This window comes from Mangrovivirga cuniculi (genome assembly GCF_005166025.1).
Lineage (GTDB): Bacteria > Bacteroidota > Bacteroidia > Cytophagales > Cyclobacteriaceae > Mangrovivirga > Mangrovivirga cuniculi.
In genome coordinates this window covers 992,697-1,009,870 of the sequence record NZ_CP028923.1, presented here as the reverse complement: position 1 = coordinate 1,009,870, position 17,174 = coordinate 992,697, and the positions used below count along the sequence as shown (strand labels likewise).

The window sequence follows — 17,174 nt, the reverse complement described above, 5'->3', positions numbered from 1 at the left end:
GATTAAACAGGGGCTTCAAATTTTAATGACTCCAGTCGTGATTATTAATTTCTTCGAGACAAAATTTTAATAGTTTTATACTATCTCCAATATCGTCTTTATTTGCCATTTCTATAACCTGGTGTAAATAACGTGTTGGGATTGAAATTGCTCCACTAATGGCTCCTTTTTTCCCCATTCTCTGAAGTCCGGCAGTATCAGTACCTCCGGCAGTCAGGATCTCAGGTTGCCATTTGATCTCATTTTTGTCAGCAACTTTTTTCATGAACTCAACCATACGGTAATCACAAATTGTAGAAGCATCCATTACTTTAATCGCTGTACCACCACCCAACTTTGTAACCTTTTCATGTTCGGCAGCACCAGGGGAATCATAAGCAATTGTAGTATCCAATCCGATACCAAAGTCGGGGTTTATATTATGAGCAGCGACATTTGCCCCTCGGATTCCAACTTCCTCCTGTACGGTAAATACACCATACACATCAATATCATTATCCTTCAATTCTCTAAGTGCCTCAATAAGGATAAATACGCTCACCCGGTTATCGATAGACTTACAATTGACACTATTACCCATTTCAACCAAAGAGCGCTCTCTTGTAATCGGATCGCCAATTGAAATATACTGTTCAACTTCTTCTTTTGATAATCCAAGATCGATGAAGTAATCAGTGGTTTTTGGATTTTTATTTCTCTCTTCCTGGCTCATCACATGAATAGGCTTTGTACCCATTACACCAATAAAGTCCTTTTTACCGTGTACAATTACCCTTTGAGCAGTAAGTGTCTTCGGATCAAACCCTCCTAAAGTATGAAATCGCAGATATCCTTCTTTATCAATATGAGTAACGATAAAGCCAATTTCATCCATATGAGCAGCAACCATTACTTTTTTGCCATCAGGATTATTTTTACCTTTTTTTACTGCATAGACATTTCCGAGATTATCAACATTGACTTCGTCTACCAGAGGTGACACTTCTTTGATTACAAGATCTCTTATCCTTTTTTCAAATCCCGGAGCTCCTGCTTCTTCGCAAATATCTTTAAGTAATGAAACGTTTATCATGTGATTATTTTTTTATAAGTGCATTTCTATGAATCACCGCATCATGAATTTCGTGATTATCATCCTGGTAAATGAACACAACATAATCTTGTTCATCCCAATATTGAGTGGTTTTGCCTTCATAGGTATCTCTATATCCCACTACGGTGTATGGCCTGTTATCTAACCCGTTAAAAAGTGTAACCTGACCTAATTCCAATGGGGGCTCAGGTCGTTCATTATTTGAAGGTCCGATATTACAAGCTGCAAATCCTATGATTATTACCCCCACAAAAAATAAATTCTTCATCATCTTCTTATTAAATTATCTTAAGATATAAAGTTTCCCAAAACCATTTTTAAAAGCCCTGGCGTCTGGCCCCAGACTTCTTTGTTTTATTTGTTCCCCCTGATTTTGAATAGAAACTTTGTAAAGATAAACACCATTTGCCAGTTTATCCCCAAATTCATCAGTCCCATCCCATGAAAATTCAGTGATATTATTACCTGAGTGAATAGGGCCTAATTCATCCTGGGTGATCTCTCTAACTATTCTTCCACTAATAGTCATTATGGTAATTTTAATTTCTTCGGGTATATCAGAGCCAGTTAATGTGAAAACAAACCTTGTTGATGTTGAAAAAGGATTCGGATATGGATAAAAATTTGTAATTGTTGACTCATTTATTACCTCAAACGAAATCTCATATGGTTCGCTGCCTGTTTGATTTCCTGAGCCATCGGCAGCTTTAACCCAAAGGGAATAAACTCCATCCTCCAGGGGCCCGGGCCGAAAGTTTAAGGTAAAATCTCTATCATCGAGTGCTGGTAAAACCTCAACCTGATCTGAAGCCAGGATAACTTGTTCATAATTACACCCTTCACAATCAGGCTTAAATAATAACTCAACTCCTGTTGTATCTGTTTTCCTCAATGAATTCTGTTCATCACGGACTTTTATCGATATTAAAGGATCCGGAGAAACTATTTCACCATCCATTATTGTTCTTCCATCAAACGTCACTTTAAGTGTAGGTTGTAATGTGTCCCTCTTTACAGAAAGCAATCGATCACCCGAAAATACATTGTTAGTATAATATATTTCAGGTTGGACATACGGATTAACAAAAACAGAAAGATCATTTTCACCTGCAAAGCCTTCTGTATTAAATTCTACACTAAATACTTCTTCCTCACCTGGTTGAGGAGAATTAATCTTTATAGTATCATTAAAAATTTTCCCGGTTTCCTGGTTTCTCATTCTCAGGGACACTTTCAGCGAATCAGCAAATTCTTTTTCTGATATATTCCTGAAGGCAAAATCTATTACTTTTGACTCACCTTCATTTAATTCAGTTCGCTCTACTTGTGTTTCGTTTACTGGGTATAAAATTCCCTCCGGCGGATAACTTAATGTAACAAACCAATAATCCAAAGGAGCGGGCGTCCTATTTTCAGAATCACTAATATTATATTTAAGCCTTAAATAGGGGTAATCCTGAGGGTTTATTGAGCTTACGTCATACTCTCCATTTTGCAATTCGGTAAATCCGGATATATTTGTTTGATCTCCGGAAAAATTCTCACCAATCAGATCCACTGAATAATTATCTGTGGCACCGGTTATTGCCTTTATTTTAAGAGTGGAAAAACTGGTGGCTGGACCAATTCTTGAAGAGATCAGCTCTCCTTCATCAAATCTCCCGGTAATGATTCCGTCAAAACTGATCTCCTGAAGCTCCTCCGGAGAAACCTCAGCTTTAATTACCCGGGCATCCCCTGCTGATGATCCTTTTGCTCCAATAATAATAATCGGATCTCCATCTGAGAAATCATTCCAGGCAGAAACCTGAACTCCAATTTCTGATAATGCTTGCTTAGTCTGATCATTTAAAGTGGTATAAGAGGCAGAACCTATACTGAAAATAACTACTTTATCACCATTTTTTAATCCATTAATATAATCTACAAGATCTGGCCCATTTCTCTCGTTCAACTGAGAATTGAGGAAATTATTTATTACCTGAGGTCTCCTTCCGCATCGATTAGGGTCCAAAAGATCAAAATTGCCATTATCAAGAACTGCAAAAGGATTGGCATTCTGTCGATCAAAAGCGATAGCATTTAAGCTATTATTACGACATACTTTTCGAGGATCATCTGTAATGATATAGTTCAAATCGTTAATGAACAAACGTATATTTTCCGGATCACTATCGGGGTTAGAAGCACCATAAGTTGTCAAACCCACCAATGCTTCTGTATTCTCAAAATTCCATTCACCTGTTATCGGATCTATTTCAATTCCTTCAAGATCATTAAAAGTAAACTGACCGGAATTCAATTGAGCCCAGGCTTCAGGATGGCCATCTATATAACTAAAAGAACTCCTTACAAATGAAGTGTCCTCTTCAGGTGAAGGAGTTGCATATTTCGATCTCCAATACCAACTCACACTATCCTGTTCAGCTAAAGTATAGGACCTTTCAGCAATAATTTCGCCAGACACCTGTTCTGAATTAAAAACAGGACTGTTATAAAAGAAGGAAGAATCAATATCTACAATAAAAGTTCTGTTCCTTTCACTCGGGTCAGAGGAACTAACAATAAGATCAGTCTGTGTATCAGATAAAACTGAAAATTCAGGAGGTAAAAGAGTCAACACACCACTTTTAGGAATAAAAATAGGGACTCTAATTGTGTTGTTTACCTCGTTTAATTCATCAACAAAATTTTCCGAGTCAACGGTGATCTCTAAAATGTTGTTTCCAAAAGCTCCTGATACATTCGGTATATTAAAAGTTATAGTATCACTATACAGTATGGATGGCCTGAAAAAATCATCGTAAAAAAAGGTAGTTCCGTCTTCCAGTATCCTGGTTATACGATAATTAATTGAATCTTTTACAGTTGTCCCAAAATTGTGAAATGCAAGATTAATTGAAATCGAATCTGACTGATCATTTAAAGCTCCTCCTCTCGCATCCTGAATTGAAAAAGTTTCACTTATCGCTGCATAATCGGGTTTCTTCGCACCAAATAATTGTACTGCCGGGTCGCTGTACAAAACCATCTGGTGTATCTGAGCCAAATGCCTTTCGCTTGGAAAAATACTATTATAATATTCTCTCTCTGTTTTGGCCTTAATTTCTCCTATCGATTTATTGATAAAAACACTGTCCGAAAAAGCATAATCGTAAATCAAACCTGAATACCGTCTGAGATCAGTACTAAACGCCAAATTTGCATGGGCTATGAAACCAATAGACCCTTTATTAGGAATTATCAACCAATCTTCACTGAAGGCTATTGCCGAACTATATAAATTTCCTGCACTACACCCATTGATCAGCATGAATGGATATTTCCCCTGGTTTTCATATCCCTGGGTAGGATCTGAGGCTTTTCCTATATCAATATCAGAAGCTACAGTGCCGGAATGCCCGAAAAAGGTTATCATGGCTAATCCGCTATTCGCTGCTTCAGCAATATTTATTTCCTCAATAGAGTTATTAGTGCTTTTACCTTGTGTCGTAACCTTTCCTCCCATGAAATGAGATTCGGCATCTACTTTAAAATTATTTACATAACGCCTAAAACTGATTAACTCATTTTCGGTAAGTCCACCGCTTAAATGCAAAAAATCTTTTCGCCAAAGAGCATCAAATGGTAATTGTTCTATTTCTCTAACTTTGTTTAGATATACTGCAATATCTTGAGCGTTTTTGGCAGGATATCTTCCTATGGGAATGGTGCCATAGGGATTATTTCCATCTAAATAAGCAGTATAAAGAGCATCGCTACCGGGGAAGCCTGCTGTTGGCACTAAATCATGGAGCACATCATCTCCATCGCTGGTTATAGGGCCATTGCGATAGTAATTTCTAAACCAATAAAGTGCCCTACCAGCTATAAAAATCATTTCTAGGTTACCATTGTCATGTAGATATTTAATCAAATTATAAATTCCACCAGGACCTGGCTGTCCATAATTAAACTGATCATAAATGGTTTGAACATTCATTATTAAAGTATCATAACTACCTCCTTCAGCAGAAGCCCGGTATGATGCATAAGCTTCTACCGGATCATCATAATCCAGTGCCGGTACTCGTAACAGATTATTCGTGATAACCAGGTAATCAGCATTTAAATCCAGTTGCTTAAATGATGCTGATTGAATTTCAGGTACTGACAGAAAATTTGATGTAGCATAAAAATCGCGTTCAATTAATGCACCATCATAAATAAATTCGATATCATTTTGAACATTCTGATATGAAACCCTTCTGATATTATCGGGATCTGTTATATCAAACAATTCCTCCACCAGTGAAGCATTTCTAATTCTCCCAATAGCATCCCCGGTATTTTGCCTGGGAAAAGAAAACATCTTAGCCGGCTCACCAAGCATATCTGCATTTTGGGTATAAACTAGATTCGCATAGGATACCGATACATCATCCGCAGTAGTATTATTCACTGTAATCTGTACTACAACTTCATCATTTGGTCCTACCAACGACCAGGGTATTTCTCCCGTATATGTAGCATTTATAAAACCATTAAAAGAAAGAGTTGTGATCAAAGATAATTCAGACGGTGATGGTCCGACATAAACATCTACAATGTGATCCCTGTTGTTTCGGCCTGTCAATTGAATAGTGAAAACAGGATTTGGGGAAGATGTTATACCTGAGGCAACAGGAGCTAATGAAAAATCAAATGATTGTCCACGGCGAACTCTGGTACCAGTCCATTGCTCACCCTGATCAAATGCAGAAAGCATAATATCACCGATATACCTGACACCAGTGGCAGCCTGATCAGTAAAAACTCTAAGTGCTTCTGCTTGATGAGATTCTATTACAGGTAAATTGCCCGGGTCATTGCCCGAATATAATGGCATTCTTTTACCCAGCGATCCATCAAAACTTGAAGTTAAAAAATATGAAGCTGTATCAGTATAGATATTATAAAACTGGTGAGGCTGGTCACCGGGTTCTGAATATATTTGCTGATCCAGAGTTCCATCATTCCTTTGTCCGTAAAATATCAGTTCATCACCCGGATCGAAACTTCCATCTGACTCACCTCTTATCAAAATAGATTGCTCTTCACCTCTGAAATATAACTTTAAGAGTCGTGGATCAATTTCATCAATGGAAATACCATTATCCTGAAGATCTTCATAAGTAACACTGTAAAACCCTGTTTCAGCAACCTTAAGCTTATAATAATCCTGGTTTGGATTTATCCAGTCATTAGTATACTGAGCTCTTACTGGAAAAATAAAAGCTGTGAAAACTATAAGAAGTAAATATGTTTTGCTTCTATTCATTATTAAGACTAAAATCTACTTTTAAACTGAATATATGAGAATAAAGAGCATCATTGACATTGCCCATATCTGTCAGAGCATAATCAATATAAAAATTTTTGATTTTTAGCCCTACTCCTGCTGATGGTGTTACTTTATATGATTCAGTGCCATCAAAGTTTTTTGATTTTTGAACCTGTCCGGCCCCACCCCTCACAAATATCATTTGTTTATAATCAAATTCAACCCCTGCATAAGGATCAATGGAGGTAAAACTTCCGGAGATTAAAGTATTTCGCTTACCATCAAAAGTAAATAACAGGTCCAGGGCAGGCCTTATACCTATTTTTTCTTCTAATAGATTAAATCTTCGGCTGGCTCCAATAATCAATCTGGGTGGAGAAATCTCCAGACTTTGATCAGATATCTCATTCCCTGTCTGCGCATATATTTGTGATAGCAAGCTTGTTTCATGATACCATGCCACGTATGTACCGGTCGCGTCCCTTAAGTTCGCTGCCACATCCCATTTACCAAGTTTCGTTTTAAGTCCGAGATCAAACCCAAATCCCCAGGCAGTAGCAAAATCACCTGCATTTCTATACAATACTTTAACATTTGCTCCGAAGTGTAGGTCAGGAGTTTTTGGGAAAATATGGGCAACTGAAAAAATAAAGGCATAGTCAGAGGCAGAAAAAAACCTTATGTTATCATAATTTATCGAGCCATCGGCATCGTACAAAAACCGGGTATCCGGAATGTCATCCACTCCCAACCTGATAAAAGAAAAAGCAAGAGAGGTGGATGAATCTGTTCGCGCAGCGATCGAGGCGTAATCGTAATTTGCTATTCCTGCAAACAACGAGGTATGCATGGCAGCTACTTGTAACTCATCCGTTGGAATTCCCATAAGTCCTGCCGGGTTCCAATAACCTGAATAAACATCAGAGGAAACAGATTGAAAGGCACTACCCATTCCATACGCTCTTGCCCCGACTCCCAGAGCGAGGTATTCATTAGCATATTTCGGGGTACTAACCTGAGCAAAAAGCAGGGAAGGTAGAAAAAAAATCAACCAACACAATCTCATCATAAAGCAAATTACTGAAATCAAATGCTTCAACAAAAAAGATTTTCTAATAAAAATTTAATTTTTTTTAAAAAAAATCAATTTTTTTTTGCCTTATGACCGCTACAAAAGCAAAGTGTTGATAATCAAACGCTTAACAAAAATCAGCTTTTAATTATTGTTCATAATCGCACACCACTATGTTCATCAGTGTTACAAATAACCCGCAATTCTTCTAAGCGTAAAATATAACAAGGAACATGACAAAGAACAGTACCTTGCATTACAAAGTACATTGTATTACTTTAGCAACTATAGTTACCAGAAATAAAGTTTAAGGCAGATGCATAAAATAAATAAATGATGAAAGTGGAAAATACACAAGTGCAAATGCGGAAAGGAATTTTGGAGTTTTGCATTTTGCATATAATTTCGAGAGGTGAAGTTTATGCTTCAGACATGTTGGATGAATTAACCTCAGCACGGATAATGGTTGTGGAAGGCACCTTATATCCGTTACTGACACGCTTGCGTAAAGCTGGATTAGTTGAGTATAAATGGGTTGAGTCTCAATCAGGCCCACCCCGTAAATATTATACTCTTACTGAAGAGGGCGAATCATTCCTGAAGAGCTTAAATGACACATGGGATGACCTCGTTTTATCGACAAACCAAATTATCCAGGAAAAATAACTGAAGAATCGTCATGAAAAAGAATATAAGTATAAATATTGGAGGAATCATATTCCACATAGAGGAAGAAGGATATGAAAGTCTGAAATCCTATTTGGATTCAATAAACAAGTATTTTTCTACCTATGAGGACAGTAGTGAAATTATCGCAGATATCGAGAATCGAATTGCGGAAATATTCCTGGCCAAATTAAATGAAGGCAAACAAGTTATCAATGCAGAAGATGTTGCTTCACTAATAAGCACTATGGGTAGCATAGAAGACTTCGAAGCATTAGAAGAAACTTTGGACGACGGAACGTTCAATCAAGAATTCAGTCATAAGGATAAAGAAAAATCTTATGAAGGTTTTTCGGCTGCTTCCAGAAAACTGTTCCGTGATATGAACAACAGATTAATCGGAGGTGTTTGTAGCGGACTTGCGCATTACTTTAATGTGGATGCACTTTGGATCCGTCTAATTTTTCTGATTCTAACTTTCGGGGGCTAATATTTGAAGCAACTCCTGTTTTGGTAGTTGTAGGATATATAGCTATGTGGATAATTGTTCCACCTAACTATACCCTTGAAGAAAACAAACAGATTAAAAAGCTTTACCGAAATCCGGATGACAAGGTAATAGCCGGTGTATCAGGAGGTATTGCAGCATACTTTGGTACAGACGTGACTCTAATCAGAGTACTGTTTATTCTGGGAATATTTGCCGGTGGTGCAGGACTTATATTATACCTGGTGTTATGGATCATAACTCCAATGGCCTCGACAATCACTGAAAAGGTTCAAATGCGGGGGGAGCCGGTAACCCTTTCTAATATAGAGTCGAATATTAAGAAAGGGTTAAACCTGAAAGAAGACGATCAGGAAAATCTATTAGTTAAGATTCTTCTTTTCCCTTTCCGACTCATCGCCATGTTTTTTCATTGGTTATCAAGGGTTCTTGGTCCTTTATTAAAGTTTTTGGTAGAAGCCATAAGAGTAATAATAGGAGTATTCATAACCTTTGTAGGACTTGTTGTTTCTGTCTCTTCAATTATTGGATTAGCAGCTGCCTTAGGTATTACCGCAGCACCTGAAAATACTGTTATCGATGGTATTCCAATAAGCATATTTACTGAGATGTTTCCTGCAATCGGAATACTAGGTGTTTTCCTTATAGTTACAATCCCTGGTGTTATGCTTGCAATTGCTGGCATATCTATTATCTCCAGAAGATGGGTCTTAAATACAGGAGTAGGCTGGAGTTTTCTGGCAGCATGGTTTATATCAATTGCTATTGTTGCTGCAACTCTTCCTAAGGCTATCTCACAATGGAGTGATGAAGGACATGTTGAAACTGAGGAAATTTATAGTGGCATAGAAGGCAAACAAATAGTATTGCGACTTTCTGACGAATATAATGATGATAACAACCTCTTCAGCAGAGACATCAATGATTATAATGAAATCAGATTACAGCTACGCGGTCACGATGAAAATTACGTGAAGATGGTGAAAAAAATATCTGCGAGGGGTAGCTCTTTTGAAAACGCCCGTGAATATGCTGAAAAAGTAAACTATGGCGTTGTACAAAATGATTCTGTAATAGTATTTGACAGGGAGATCGAGTTTGACAAAGAATCAAACTGGAGAGCTCAGGAGGTTACTGTAACATTATATATCCCATATCAAACCCCTGTTCATGTTGAAAAAGGCTTTAACCAGGTGATTTCAAGAACTTTGAGCAAGTACGGTTACAGAAGATCAGAATTTTCCAAAAATACCTGGGTCTTCAATCCGGATGGATTACAGTGTTTAACATGTGAGTCAGATGATGATTCAGATGATGAATACAGGTATGAATACAGGACTAACGAATCCGACACCATCGAATTCGATAGCATTTCAAATCTTGTTATCGATGAAGGCTTCAATGTTAAGATCAATCAGGGAGATAAGTATTCTGTTACGATTAACAGTCACTCTGAAAGATATATTGACAGAGTAAAGCTGACCAATATCGATGGGGTCCTAACGATGGATTATGATAGCGATGGTAATTCATGGATGGATGAAAGCGATAAAGTTCATATTGAAGTAACCGTTCCTGAATTGCAATCTCTTAAATCAACAGGAAAAAGTAAGGTTTATTTAAATAACCTGAGACAGGAAACTTTTGAAATTGAAGCATCCAATCAAGCCAAGATATTTTATACCGGCGATGTTAAAAATTTATATGTAAACGCAACGGGCATATCTAAAATTGATTTGGAAGGAAACTGTAACTTCTTGCAAGCGACTATTTCAGGTAGTAGTTCTTTACAAGCAAAAGAACTCGAAACAAATAGAGCAGAAATCAAGGTTTCCGGAGCAGCACGAGCAAAAGTAAATGTAACAGGAGAATTAAACGAAACTATATCTCAATACGGATCGATTGAAAATATCGGACAATATAATCAATAATAAATTTTGTAACATTTCTGATCAAAAACCGGCTTTAGGCCGGTTTTTTGCTTTATATTAAATTGCAACAACTAAAATCATTAATATGTTCAAGTATCCAGTATTAATAAATTTAAGCTTACTCATGATTTTTATTATTTCATGTGCAGCAAATAAAAAACAATATGATCAGGGTATTACGGGTAAAGTAATGTGGTATGAAGGGAATTTTATGCCTGCAATTGGAGATGATGCAAATAGAAGTAAGCCCGTTGGGATTTCCAGAACACTTTATATTTTCGAGCCGATTAGTGCTGAATCAGTTGATATCACCAATAGAGTTTGGTTAAGTGTCATTGATAAAAAGCCATTTAAAACAGTAAAGTCAGATGAGTCTGGAAATTTTAAAGTTTCCTTACCTCCTGGTAAATACACTATTGTTTCCAAAGAGGAAAAAGGATATTACGTTAATAGGTTTGATGGAGACAATATAATTAACCCCGTTAAAGTCGATAAAGATAAGTGGACAGAAATAGAAGTTAAGCTAGACTATAAAGCAGCTTATTAATTTTTTTCAAGGCCAAGCAACCTCTGATTATACTTCTGCATCTTCCTATTGAATGCGAGTAATGAGACTAAAAATTTCACATAACGACTCACTTGAGCAAATTGTTCTGGATTGTAAAAAGCAGAAACGAAATGCGCAAAAAGAGCTATATGATCGGTATTCCGGCAGAATGCATGCCATTTGCCGGCGGTATATATCTGATAGCCTCGAGGCAGAAGGAGTTATGGTGAAAGGATTCATGAAGATCTTTGAAAAAATAGATCAATATGAATTTCAAGGTAGCTTCGAAGGATGGATGAGAAAGATAATGGTAAATGAAGCATTAATGTATCTCAGGAAGAATAAAAATATGTGGCCTGAGTCTGACTTGAATGCAGCTTCAAATGTTCAGGATTATAATTCACTATCCAATTCTCTCGAAGCAGAAGACCTTTTAAAACTGATTGATAAATTACCCCAAGGCTATAGAACTGTCTTTTCATTGTATGCTATCGATGGGTTTTCTCATAAAGAAATTGCAGAAAAACTCAACATAAGTGAAAACACCAGTAAAAGCCAATTAAGCAGGGCAAGGTCACAGTTACAAAAAATGCTTTCTTATGAAGAGGAACGCATTAATAAAAATTTAAAGGAGGACCACCATGGATAATTCAAATTTAGACAAGCTCTTTAGAGATAAACTCAGCACCCATGAGTCTGATCCGTCACCAAAAGCGTGGGAGGATCTGGATAAAATGCTGAAGCAGAAAAAAAGCAAGTCCAAAAAACGGATATTTTACAGGGTGGCTGCCGCTATTTTATTCCTTGGAGTTGCTTCAATAGTGTTATTTCAGTTACCTGAAGAAGAAGATATTTTGGTTCAGCAAACTGAAGAATTGAACATTCCACAAATTGAAAAGAACGATGAAAAATTAAATACTCCGATAAAAACTGAAGAATTAATTGCGGATAATACCAATAACTCTACAATAACTGAAAATGAAAATGAAGGAAAAAAGGTCGAAGCGATTACAAGCAAATCAGCTACCGATTCCGGAAAACAAATCGAAGTAGCAAATAATACAAAATCATCAAACCCTAAAAAAATTAACATGCAGGAGTCAGTTGAGCAGACAGAACAAATTCAAACAAAAAATATGCTTGCTGACGGAAAAGAATTAAAAAATATTACAGAACCACAGATGGAGGAAAAAATATCTGATCAGTCTCAATCAGTTACTTTAACCTTCGGAAAGGTTGCTACAAAAACAACAAAGCCTGAACCTACGGATCAAGGAAACTTAGGTGAAGAGCAGATGTGGGGTGATGATTCATTGCTTGAATCACTTGCCTCTGACTCAAAGGCTACCAATGAAAGTAAAAAGATTTTTAAATCGATCAAAAACACTACCAGTCAGTTACTCGCATTCAATGGTAAAAACAAAAACTTAGAAACTGAATAGGTATGAAAACGAAAATAATTTTTATTCTGGCTTCAATATTTCTTACAGCTACAAATTCTTATGGTCAGAATCCCGATACTCTAAAACTTGAATTCCCTGGCAATAATACTGTCATAATTCAATATAACGATACTTTGGGGCTTGAGGTAATACGAAATTACAATCTAAATAAGATTGTTGATGATTATCGGTACCATCTTGATTCTGGTGACTCGGATGAATTCAAAAGAATTATAATTAAAAATGAATCTGATTATGCTCGAATCATAAAAGAGGATAAAGGAAAAATTTATATCATCAAATCTGATGGCTCCACTGAGGTATTGGTAGAAGGTGAAGATTACGAAGATGATCAGGGCGATGAGGAATTAGTTATTCAATATCCTCGAAAACATGGCAAAGTTGAAGATAACAGGAAAAGGCCTGGTACAAAAACTACAGGTCATATTGAATATGGATTAAATAATTGGGTTGAAGGATCTGATTTCCCTTCAGGTAATTCCCAATATGCAGTGAAACCATGGCATAGTGCTCGCATAGGAGGTACTATCGAGAATAAATCATCTTTCGGTGGACCTTTGTTTCTATTATGGGGAGCTGGTATCCATTGGTACAACTTTAAATTTGATGATCCTGCTACCCGAATTTCCAAAACTGAAACAGGAGTAGTTTTCACGCAGGATCAAAATCCTGAGCTTGGTTTTATAAAAAGTAAACTAACAGCTTCTTATGCTACAATGCACTTTGTTCCAATGCTTGATTTCTCATACAAAAAGAAACCAATAGAATTGAGTGACGGAAGTATTAGAAATGTGACAAGATATAATAAGAAAAGCTTTAGAGTAGGTTTTGGAGGCTTTGTAGGTTACCGACTAGCCAGCTATTCAAAATACACTTACAATTTTGAGGGTGACAAGGAGAAAGATAAAGACTTCTCAAGCTTTAACATGAATAATTTCAGATATGGATTAAGAGCTCAAATAGGCTATGGAAACTTTAACTTCTTTGTGGACTATGATCTTAACCCGGTATTTGATGATGTAAATGCCCCGGATTTAAATGCAGTAAGCTTTGGATTCATATTCTAATTAAAAAAGGGGGCGATTCGCCCCCTTTTTCTGTTTTCTATATTTCCAATTGTTCTTTCTCTTCTTCACTCAGTTTGAGATCTTTTATCACCCGTTCCCTTTCAGGTCGTAATTTTGTTGTCGAATAAAATAGCAAACCGACATACACCGCCAGAAACAATCCACTTTCAGAAAGAAAGTAACCGAATACAGCAGCCAGGGAGGCTACTTCAAAAGCTGCAAACAAAACAATATTTGAAGTCATAAAACCTGTTAGCTTTAACCTGAGATTCTGTGCATTAATTGCGTTTTGTATTGATCTCTTATAATAAATAATCCCTCCAACAGCACTCAATAAGATTATTGCGATTATCATGAGATTTGTAGTAATATCCACTTCAGGCATCAAAGGTTGTAGTGAACCATCATAGAAATGAAGCCAGACGTAAACAAAAAATCCCAGTGGTAATGCCAGAGTAAAATAATATAACAATGACATCCTGGTTATGAATGATTTATTATTCATAATTAAAGGAGTTTATATTCCTGTATAGTTAAATGGTGTTATGTCGCTTAATTCCTTCTTTATACTCTCGTTTACATTCAGTTCTGAGATAAAGCTTTTGATTGTTGATTCTGTGATCTTTTCATTTTTCCTGGTCAAAGACTTCAGGGCTTCATAAGGTTTTGGATATCCTTCTCTTCGTAAAATTGTCTGAATTGCCTCAGCTACAACAGCCCAGTTTTCTTCAAGATCATGATCAATAGCAGACTTATTCAACTCAAGCTTACCAATACCTTTTGTTAACGAGGCCAGTGATATTAATATGTGACCAAAAGGAACCCCTACATTTCTTAAAACTGTGCTGTCAGTAAGATCTCTTTGTAATCTTGACACAGGTAACTTTCCGCCAAGAAATATTAGCTGGGAATTAGCAATTCCAAGATTACCTTCTGCATTTTCAAAATCTATTGGATTAACCTTGTGTGGCATAGCAGAAGACCCTACTTCACCTTTCTTTATCTTCTGCTTAAAGTAATTCATTGCAACATATTGCCATATATCTTTACTGAAGTCCAGAAGTATCGTATTAATTCTTTTCCAGGCATCAAAATAAGCTGCCAGGTGATCATAGTGCTCAATTTGAGTTGTCGGGTAACTTCTTTTAAGACCCAGGTATTCAGTAACGAACTTATTCCCAAACTTATGCCAGTTCTCTCCTGGATAAGCTACGTTATGTGCATTAAAATTACCTGTAGCCCCGCCAAACTTTGCGGCAAAAGGAACTGCTTCCAATTGCTTTAATTGCTCTGTTAATCTGGAAACAAAAACTTCAATCTCTTTACCCAATCTCGTTGGAGAGGCAGGCTGTCCATGTGTTTTTGCCAGCATCGAAATATCTTTCCAGTCTTCTGCAATGCCTGACATCAATTCAATAACATTATTAAGGGCAGGTAACAATACTTTTTCATGTGCTTCCTTAATAGATAATGGGATTGCAGTATTGTTAATATCCTGAGAGGTAAGGCCAAAATGAACAAATTCTTTAACATCCTCTAGTCCCAAAGCATCAAATTTCTCTTTAATAAGATATTCAACTGCTTTCACATCATGATTGGTTGTTTTTTCTATCTCTTTGATAGCCTTTGCATCATCGAGAGTAAATTCTTTATAAATTGACCTTAGTGATTCAAACTTATCTGCATCTACAGAAGATAATTGAGGTATTTTTTGTTCGCATAGTGCGATAAAATATTCAATCTCTATTCTCACTCTGTATTTTATCAGGCCATATTCCGAAAAATATTCAGCTAATGAATCTGTTTTTGACCTGTACCTACCATCTACAGGTGATATTGCAGTTAAATCTGTTAATTCCATGATGTGATCTTATCCGAATAATTAATAAAGAGCCAAAAATAACCAATTCAATTAAGTTTAAACCAGCTCACCTTCAAAATCTTCCTTTTTCAGAAAAAGAAAGCCCCTCGCCTCACTTCCTTCATAAAAATCAACAACCATTCCCAGTAAATACATAACAAATTTTTTTTCAACATATACCGGAATACCTTCTATCTCAAAATGGTCATCATTTTCCTTTTTCTTATCAAAACCAAGAGCAAAAGACATACCCCCGCAGCCGGCTCCCTTGGCTCCTACTCTAAGTCCATATCCTTCCGGTATACCTTTCTTGGTCATGATATTTTTTACTTCTGCTAAAGCAGATTTACTAAATTCTATTGTTTTCATTCTTCAACCTCTGTTTAAAAAAGTCTAAAAAGGTAATAATTCATACAGATTGTCAATCTGATACAAATTTCTTTATAATTTTAGGTTTTATTAGTATATCGTAATATTTCAGTTTTTGTTAATTTAATTTTTAATTTATGGAAGGAATTATCGGTGATATTTTAAAAATCACAATCCCGGCAGCATTGGTTTTAACAGCAATGTATCTTGCTACAAAATCATTTATTGCCAGGGAACTCGATAAAAAAGAGCTTAAAATTAAAGCAAATAATGCCGAAGCAGCTCTTCCAATACGATTACAAGCCTTCGAAAGGATGACATTATTTTTAGAGCGTATATCTCCAGACAATTTATTCCCAAGGATTAACAGAAATGATCTGACAGCGGATGAGTTAAGATATGTCGCTATCAATGAAATAAGCAATGAGTATCAGCACAACCTCGCTCAACAAATTTATATGAGCGATGATTCCTGGCAACAAATCAAAAATGCCAAAGAATTCATGATCAGTTCGATTAATGATGCGGCTAGTCGTTGCGATAAAAATGCTCCCGGGCTTGAACTTGCTAAAATCGTGCTTAATGAAAGCATGCAAGACGAAAGTAATCCTGTGATTTCTGCTATGATCACTTTAAAAAATGAAATAAGGAAAATTTTTTAACTATGAGAACAAAACATTTTAGTGACCTGATTATCGTATTTCTAATATTATTTACAGCTTCATGTGGTACAAAAACTGATGATAAAGCTGAAAATTTAGTGAATTATGATTCGGTTTATGCCCTGTATAATACTGTTAAATTCAAATCTGACAGTAGCTGGGAAAATATGATCAGTGAAGATGAAAATAAATTTGATCTTATGAATCAACTGATCAGTGAAATGGAAAATAAAGGCCTTTCATCAGAAAAAGCTGAGGAACTTAAAAACAACCTTAACGATCTTAAGGAATTACAATATTCAAGAGAGGATTTAAAAGATTCTGAAAAAATTGACGAATATGATTCAGCCACGGATACCTTTACGATGAATTTATTTGAAGCAGCTGATGAAATCAATCTTGAAGAAAAATCAGAAGATGCAAAAGCTCTGATGGATAGCATCGAAGCTGCAAATAATAACCGTTTAATGCTTCGAATTGATCATGATGTTCATACTAAAGTATATAATGAGATCATAGTTACTTATCCCGATTCAATTGCAGGCTTTGAAAACGGCACACAACCTGAAGAAAAAGGAGTTTTTACTATTCCGTCTGAATAAGATTTTCACTAACCAGAGTTATAATGGGAAT

The 17,174-nt window shown here is 36.2% G+C and carries 16 protein-coding genes; 9 read left to right on the top strand and 7 right to left on the bottom strand.

The genetic code is table 11. From position 1 onward, the window contains the following. Window positions 1-22: 22 nt before the first annotated feature. From DCC35_RS04655 to DCC35_RS04640, 4 genes are read right to left on the bottom strand one after another with little or no spacing between them, the layout of a single operon-like run. Window positions 23-1,072 carry a M42 family metallopeptidase gene (locus tag DCC35_RS04655; RefSeq protein WP_137089691.1) on the bottom strand — a complete coding sequence of 350 codons (1,050 nt, stop codon included), beginning with the start codon at window positions 1,070-1,072 and terminating at the stop codon, window positions 23-25. A gap of 4 nt (window positions 1,073-1,076) precedes the next feature. Next, the gene (locus DCC35_RS04650) at window positions 1,077-1,361 is read right to left on the bottom strand and encodes a hypothetical protein (protein WP_137089690.1); all 285 of its coding nucleotides are present in this window, start codon (window positions 1,359-1,361) and stop codon (window positions 1,077-1,079) included. Window positions 1,362-1,376: 15 nt separating this feature from the next. Further along, window positions 1,377-6,392, bottom strand: a complete 5,016-nt coding sequence (porU2, locus tag DCC35_RS04645) for a putative type IX secretion system sortase PorU2 (protein ID WP_137089689.1) — start codon at window positions 6,390-6,392, stop codon at window positions 1,377-1,379. Continuing rightward, window positions 6,385-7,464 (bottom strand): putative type IX sorting system protein PorV2, encoded by a 1,080-nt coding sequence (locus DCC35_RS04640; RefSeq protein WP_246070146.1) that lies wholly within the window; start codon window positions 7,462-7,464, stop codon window positions 6,385-6,387. Before DCC35_RS04640 ends, porU2 begins: the two co-directional genes overlap by 8 nt. 339 nt (window positions 7,465-7,803) lie before the next feature. Here DCC35_RS04640 and DCC35_RS04635 point away from each other — a divergent pair, with 339 nt between their 5' ends. The 7 genes from DCC35_RS04635 to DCC35_RS04605 all read left to right on the top strand — a co-directional run bounded on the left by DCC35_RS04635 (window position 7,804) and on the right by DCC35_RS04605 (window position 13,649). Further along, window positions 7,804-8,133: a PadR family transcriptional regulator gene (locus tag DCC35_RS04635; RefSeq protein ID WP_137092590.1), complete on the top strand. Its 330-nt coding sequence runs from the start codon at window positions 7,804-7,806 to the stop codon at window positions 8,131-8,133. A gap of 13 nt (window positions 8,134-8,146) precedes the next feature. Beyond that, on the top strand, window positions 8,147-8,623 hold the full coding sequence (locus DCC35_RS04630) for a PspC domain-containing protein (protein WP_137089688.1): 477 nt from the start codon (window positions 8,147-8,149) through the stop codon (window positions 8,621-8,623). Then, entirely contained in the window at window positions 8,581-10,572 is a 1,992-nt protein-coding gene (locus tag DCC35_RS04625; RefSeq protein WP_175402710.1) for a GIN domain-containing protein, read from the top strand. Before DCC35_RS04630 ends, DCC35_RS04625 begins: the two co-directional genes overlap by 43 nt. Before the next feature lie 85 nt (window positions 10,573-10,657). Next, complete coding sequence (locus DCC35_RS04620) at window positions 10,658-11,119, top strand: prealbumin-like fold domain-containing protein (RefSeq protein ID WP_217495914.1); 462 nt, start codon at window positions 10,658-10,660, stop codon at window positions 11,117-11,119. Window positions 11,120-11,180: 61 nt separating this feature from the next. Further along, window positions 11,181-11,768: an RNA polymerase sigma factor gene (locus DCC35_RS04615; RefSeq protein WP_137089685.1), complete on the top strand. Its 588-nt coding sequence runs from the start codon at window positions 11,181-11,183 to the stop codon at window positions 11,766-11,768. After that, the gene (locus DCC35_RS04610; protein WP_137089684.1) at window positions 11,761-12,561 is read left to right on the top strand and encodes a hypothetical protein; all 801 of its coding nucleotides are present in this window, start codon (window positions 11,761-11,763) and stop codon (window positions 12,559-12,561) included. The genes DCC35_RS04615 and DCC35_RS04610 overlap by 8 nt, the downstream gene beginning before the upstream one ends. Before the next feature lie 2 nt (window positions 12,562-12,563). Beyond that, the gene (locus tag DCC35_RS04605; protein ID WP_137089683.1) at window positions 12,564-13,649 is read left to right on the top strand and encodes a hypothetical protein; all 1,086 of its coding nucleotides are present in this window, start codon (window positions 12,564-12,566) and stop codon (window positions 13,647-13,649) included. Between the two features lie 37 nt (window positions 13,650-13,686). Here the strand turns inward: DCC35_RS04605 and DCC35_RS04600 are convergent, their stop codons facing one another. The 3 genes from DCC35_RS04600 to DCC35_RS04590 are packed head-to-tail and all read right to left on the bottom strand — an operon-like array spanning window position 13,687 to window position 15,879. After that, window positions 13,687-14,154 (bottom strand): hypothetical protein, encoded by a 468-nt coding sequence (locus tag DCC35_RS04600; protein ID WP_137089682.1) that lies wholly within the window; start codon window positions 14,152-14,154, stop codon window positions 13,687-13,689. Window positions 14,155-14,166: 12 nt separating this feature from the next. Beyond that, window positions 14,167-15,510, bottom strand: a complete 1,344-nt coding sequence (gene purB, locus DCC35_RS04595; protein WP_137089681.1) for an adenylosuccinate lyase — start codon at window positions 15,508-15,510, stop codon at window positions 14,167-14,169. A gap of 57 nt (window positions 15,511-15,567) precedes the next feature. Then, window positions 15,568-15,879 (bottom strand): HesB/IscA family protein, encoded by a 312-nt coding sequence (locus tag DCC35_RS04590; protein ID WP_137089680.1) that lies wholly within the window; start codon window positions 15,877-15,879, stop codon window positions 15,568-15,570. Between the two features lie 137 nt (window positions 15,880-16,016). Between DCC35_RS04590 and DCC35_RS04585 the strand changes: the two genes are divergently transcribed. Continuing rightward, window positions 16,017-16,541 (top strand): DUF7935 family protein, encoded by a 525-nt coding sequence (locus DCC35_RS04585; protein WP_137089679.1) that lies wholly within the window; start codon window positions 16,017-16,019, stop codon window positions 16,539-16,541. Between the two features lie 2 nt (window positions 16,542-16,543). Further along, window positions 16,544-17,143 (top strand): hypothetical protein, encoded by a 600-nt coding sequence (locus DCC35_RS04580; RefSeq protein WP_137089678.1) that lies wholly within the window; start codon window positions 16,544-16,546, stop codon window positions 17,141-17,143. The last annotated feature ends 31 nt before the right edge of the window (window positions 17,144-17,174 follow it).

Coding starts and splice junctions, on each gene's coding strand:
- DCC35_RS04655 (WP_137089691.1), bottom strand. CDS start 1,072: ATGATAAACGTTTCATTACTTAAAGATATTTGCGAAGAAGCAGGAGCT.
- DCC35_RS04650 (WP_137089690.1), bottom strand. CDS start 1,361: ATGAAGAATTTATTTTTTGTGGGGGTAATAATCATAGGATTTGCAGCT.
- porU2 (WP_137089689.1), bottom strand. CDS start 6,392: ATGAATAGAAGCAAAACATATTTACTTCTTATAGTTTTCACAGCTTTT.
- DCC35_RS04640 (WP_246070146.1), bottom strand. CDS start 7,464: ATGATGAGATTGTGTTGGTTGATTTTTTTTCTACCTTCCCTGCTTTTT.
- DCC35_RS04635 (WP_137092590.1), top strand. CDS start 7,804: ATGAAAGTGGAAAATACACAAGTGCAAATGCGGAAAGGAATTTTGGAG.
- DCC35_RS04630 (WP_137089688.1), top strand. CDS start 8,147: ATGAAAAAGAATATAAGTATAAATATTGGAGGAATCATATTCCACATA.
- DCC35_RS04620 (WP_217495914.1), top strand. CDS start 10,658: ATGTTCAAGTATCCAGTATTAATAAATTTAAGCTTACTCATGATTTTT.
- DCC35_RS04615 (WP_137089685.1), top strand. CDS start 11,181: ATGAGACTAAAAATTTCACATAACGACTCACTTGAGCAAATTGTTCTG.
- DCC35_RS04610 (WP_137089684.1), top strand. CDS start 11,761: ATGGATAATTCAAATTTAGACAAGCTCTTTAGAGATAAACTCAGCACC.
- DCC35_RS04605 (WP_137089683.1), top strand. CDS start 12,564: ATGAAAACGAAAATAATTTTTATTCTGGCTTCAATATTTCTTACAGCT.
- DCC35_RS04600 (WP_137089682.1), bottom strand. CDS start 14,154: ATGAATAATAAATCATTCATAACCAGGATGTCATTGTTATATTATTTT.
- purB (WP_137089681.1), bottom strand. CDS start 15,510: ATGGAATTAACAGATTTAACTGCAATATCACCTGTAGATGGTAGGTAC.
- DCC35_RS04590 (WP_137089680.1), bottom strand. CDS start 15,879: ATGAAAACAATAGAATTTAGTAAATCTGCTTTAGCAGAAGTAAAAAAT.
- DCC35_RS04585 (WP_137089679.1), top strand. CDS start 16,017: ATGGAAGGAATTATCGGTGATATTTTAAAAATCACAATCCCGGCAGCA.
- DCC35_RS04580 (WP_137089678.1), top strand. CDS start 16,544: ATGAGAACAAAACATTTTAGTGACCTGATTATCGTATTTCTAATATTA.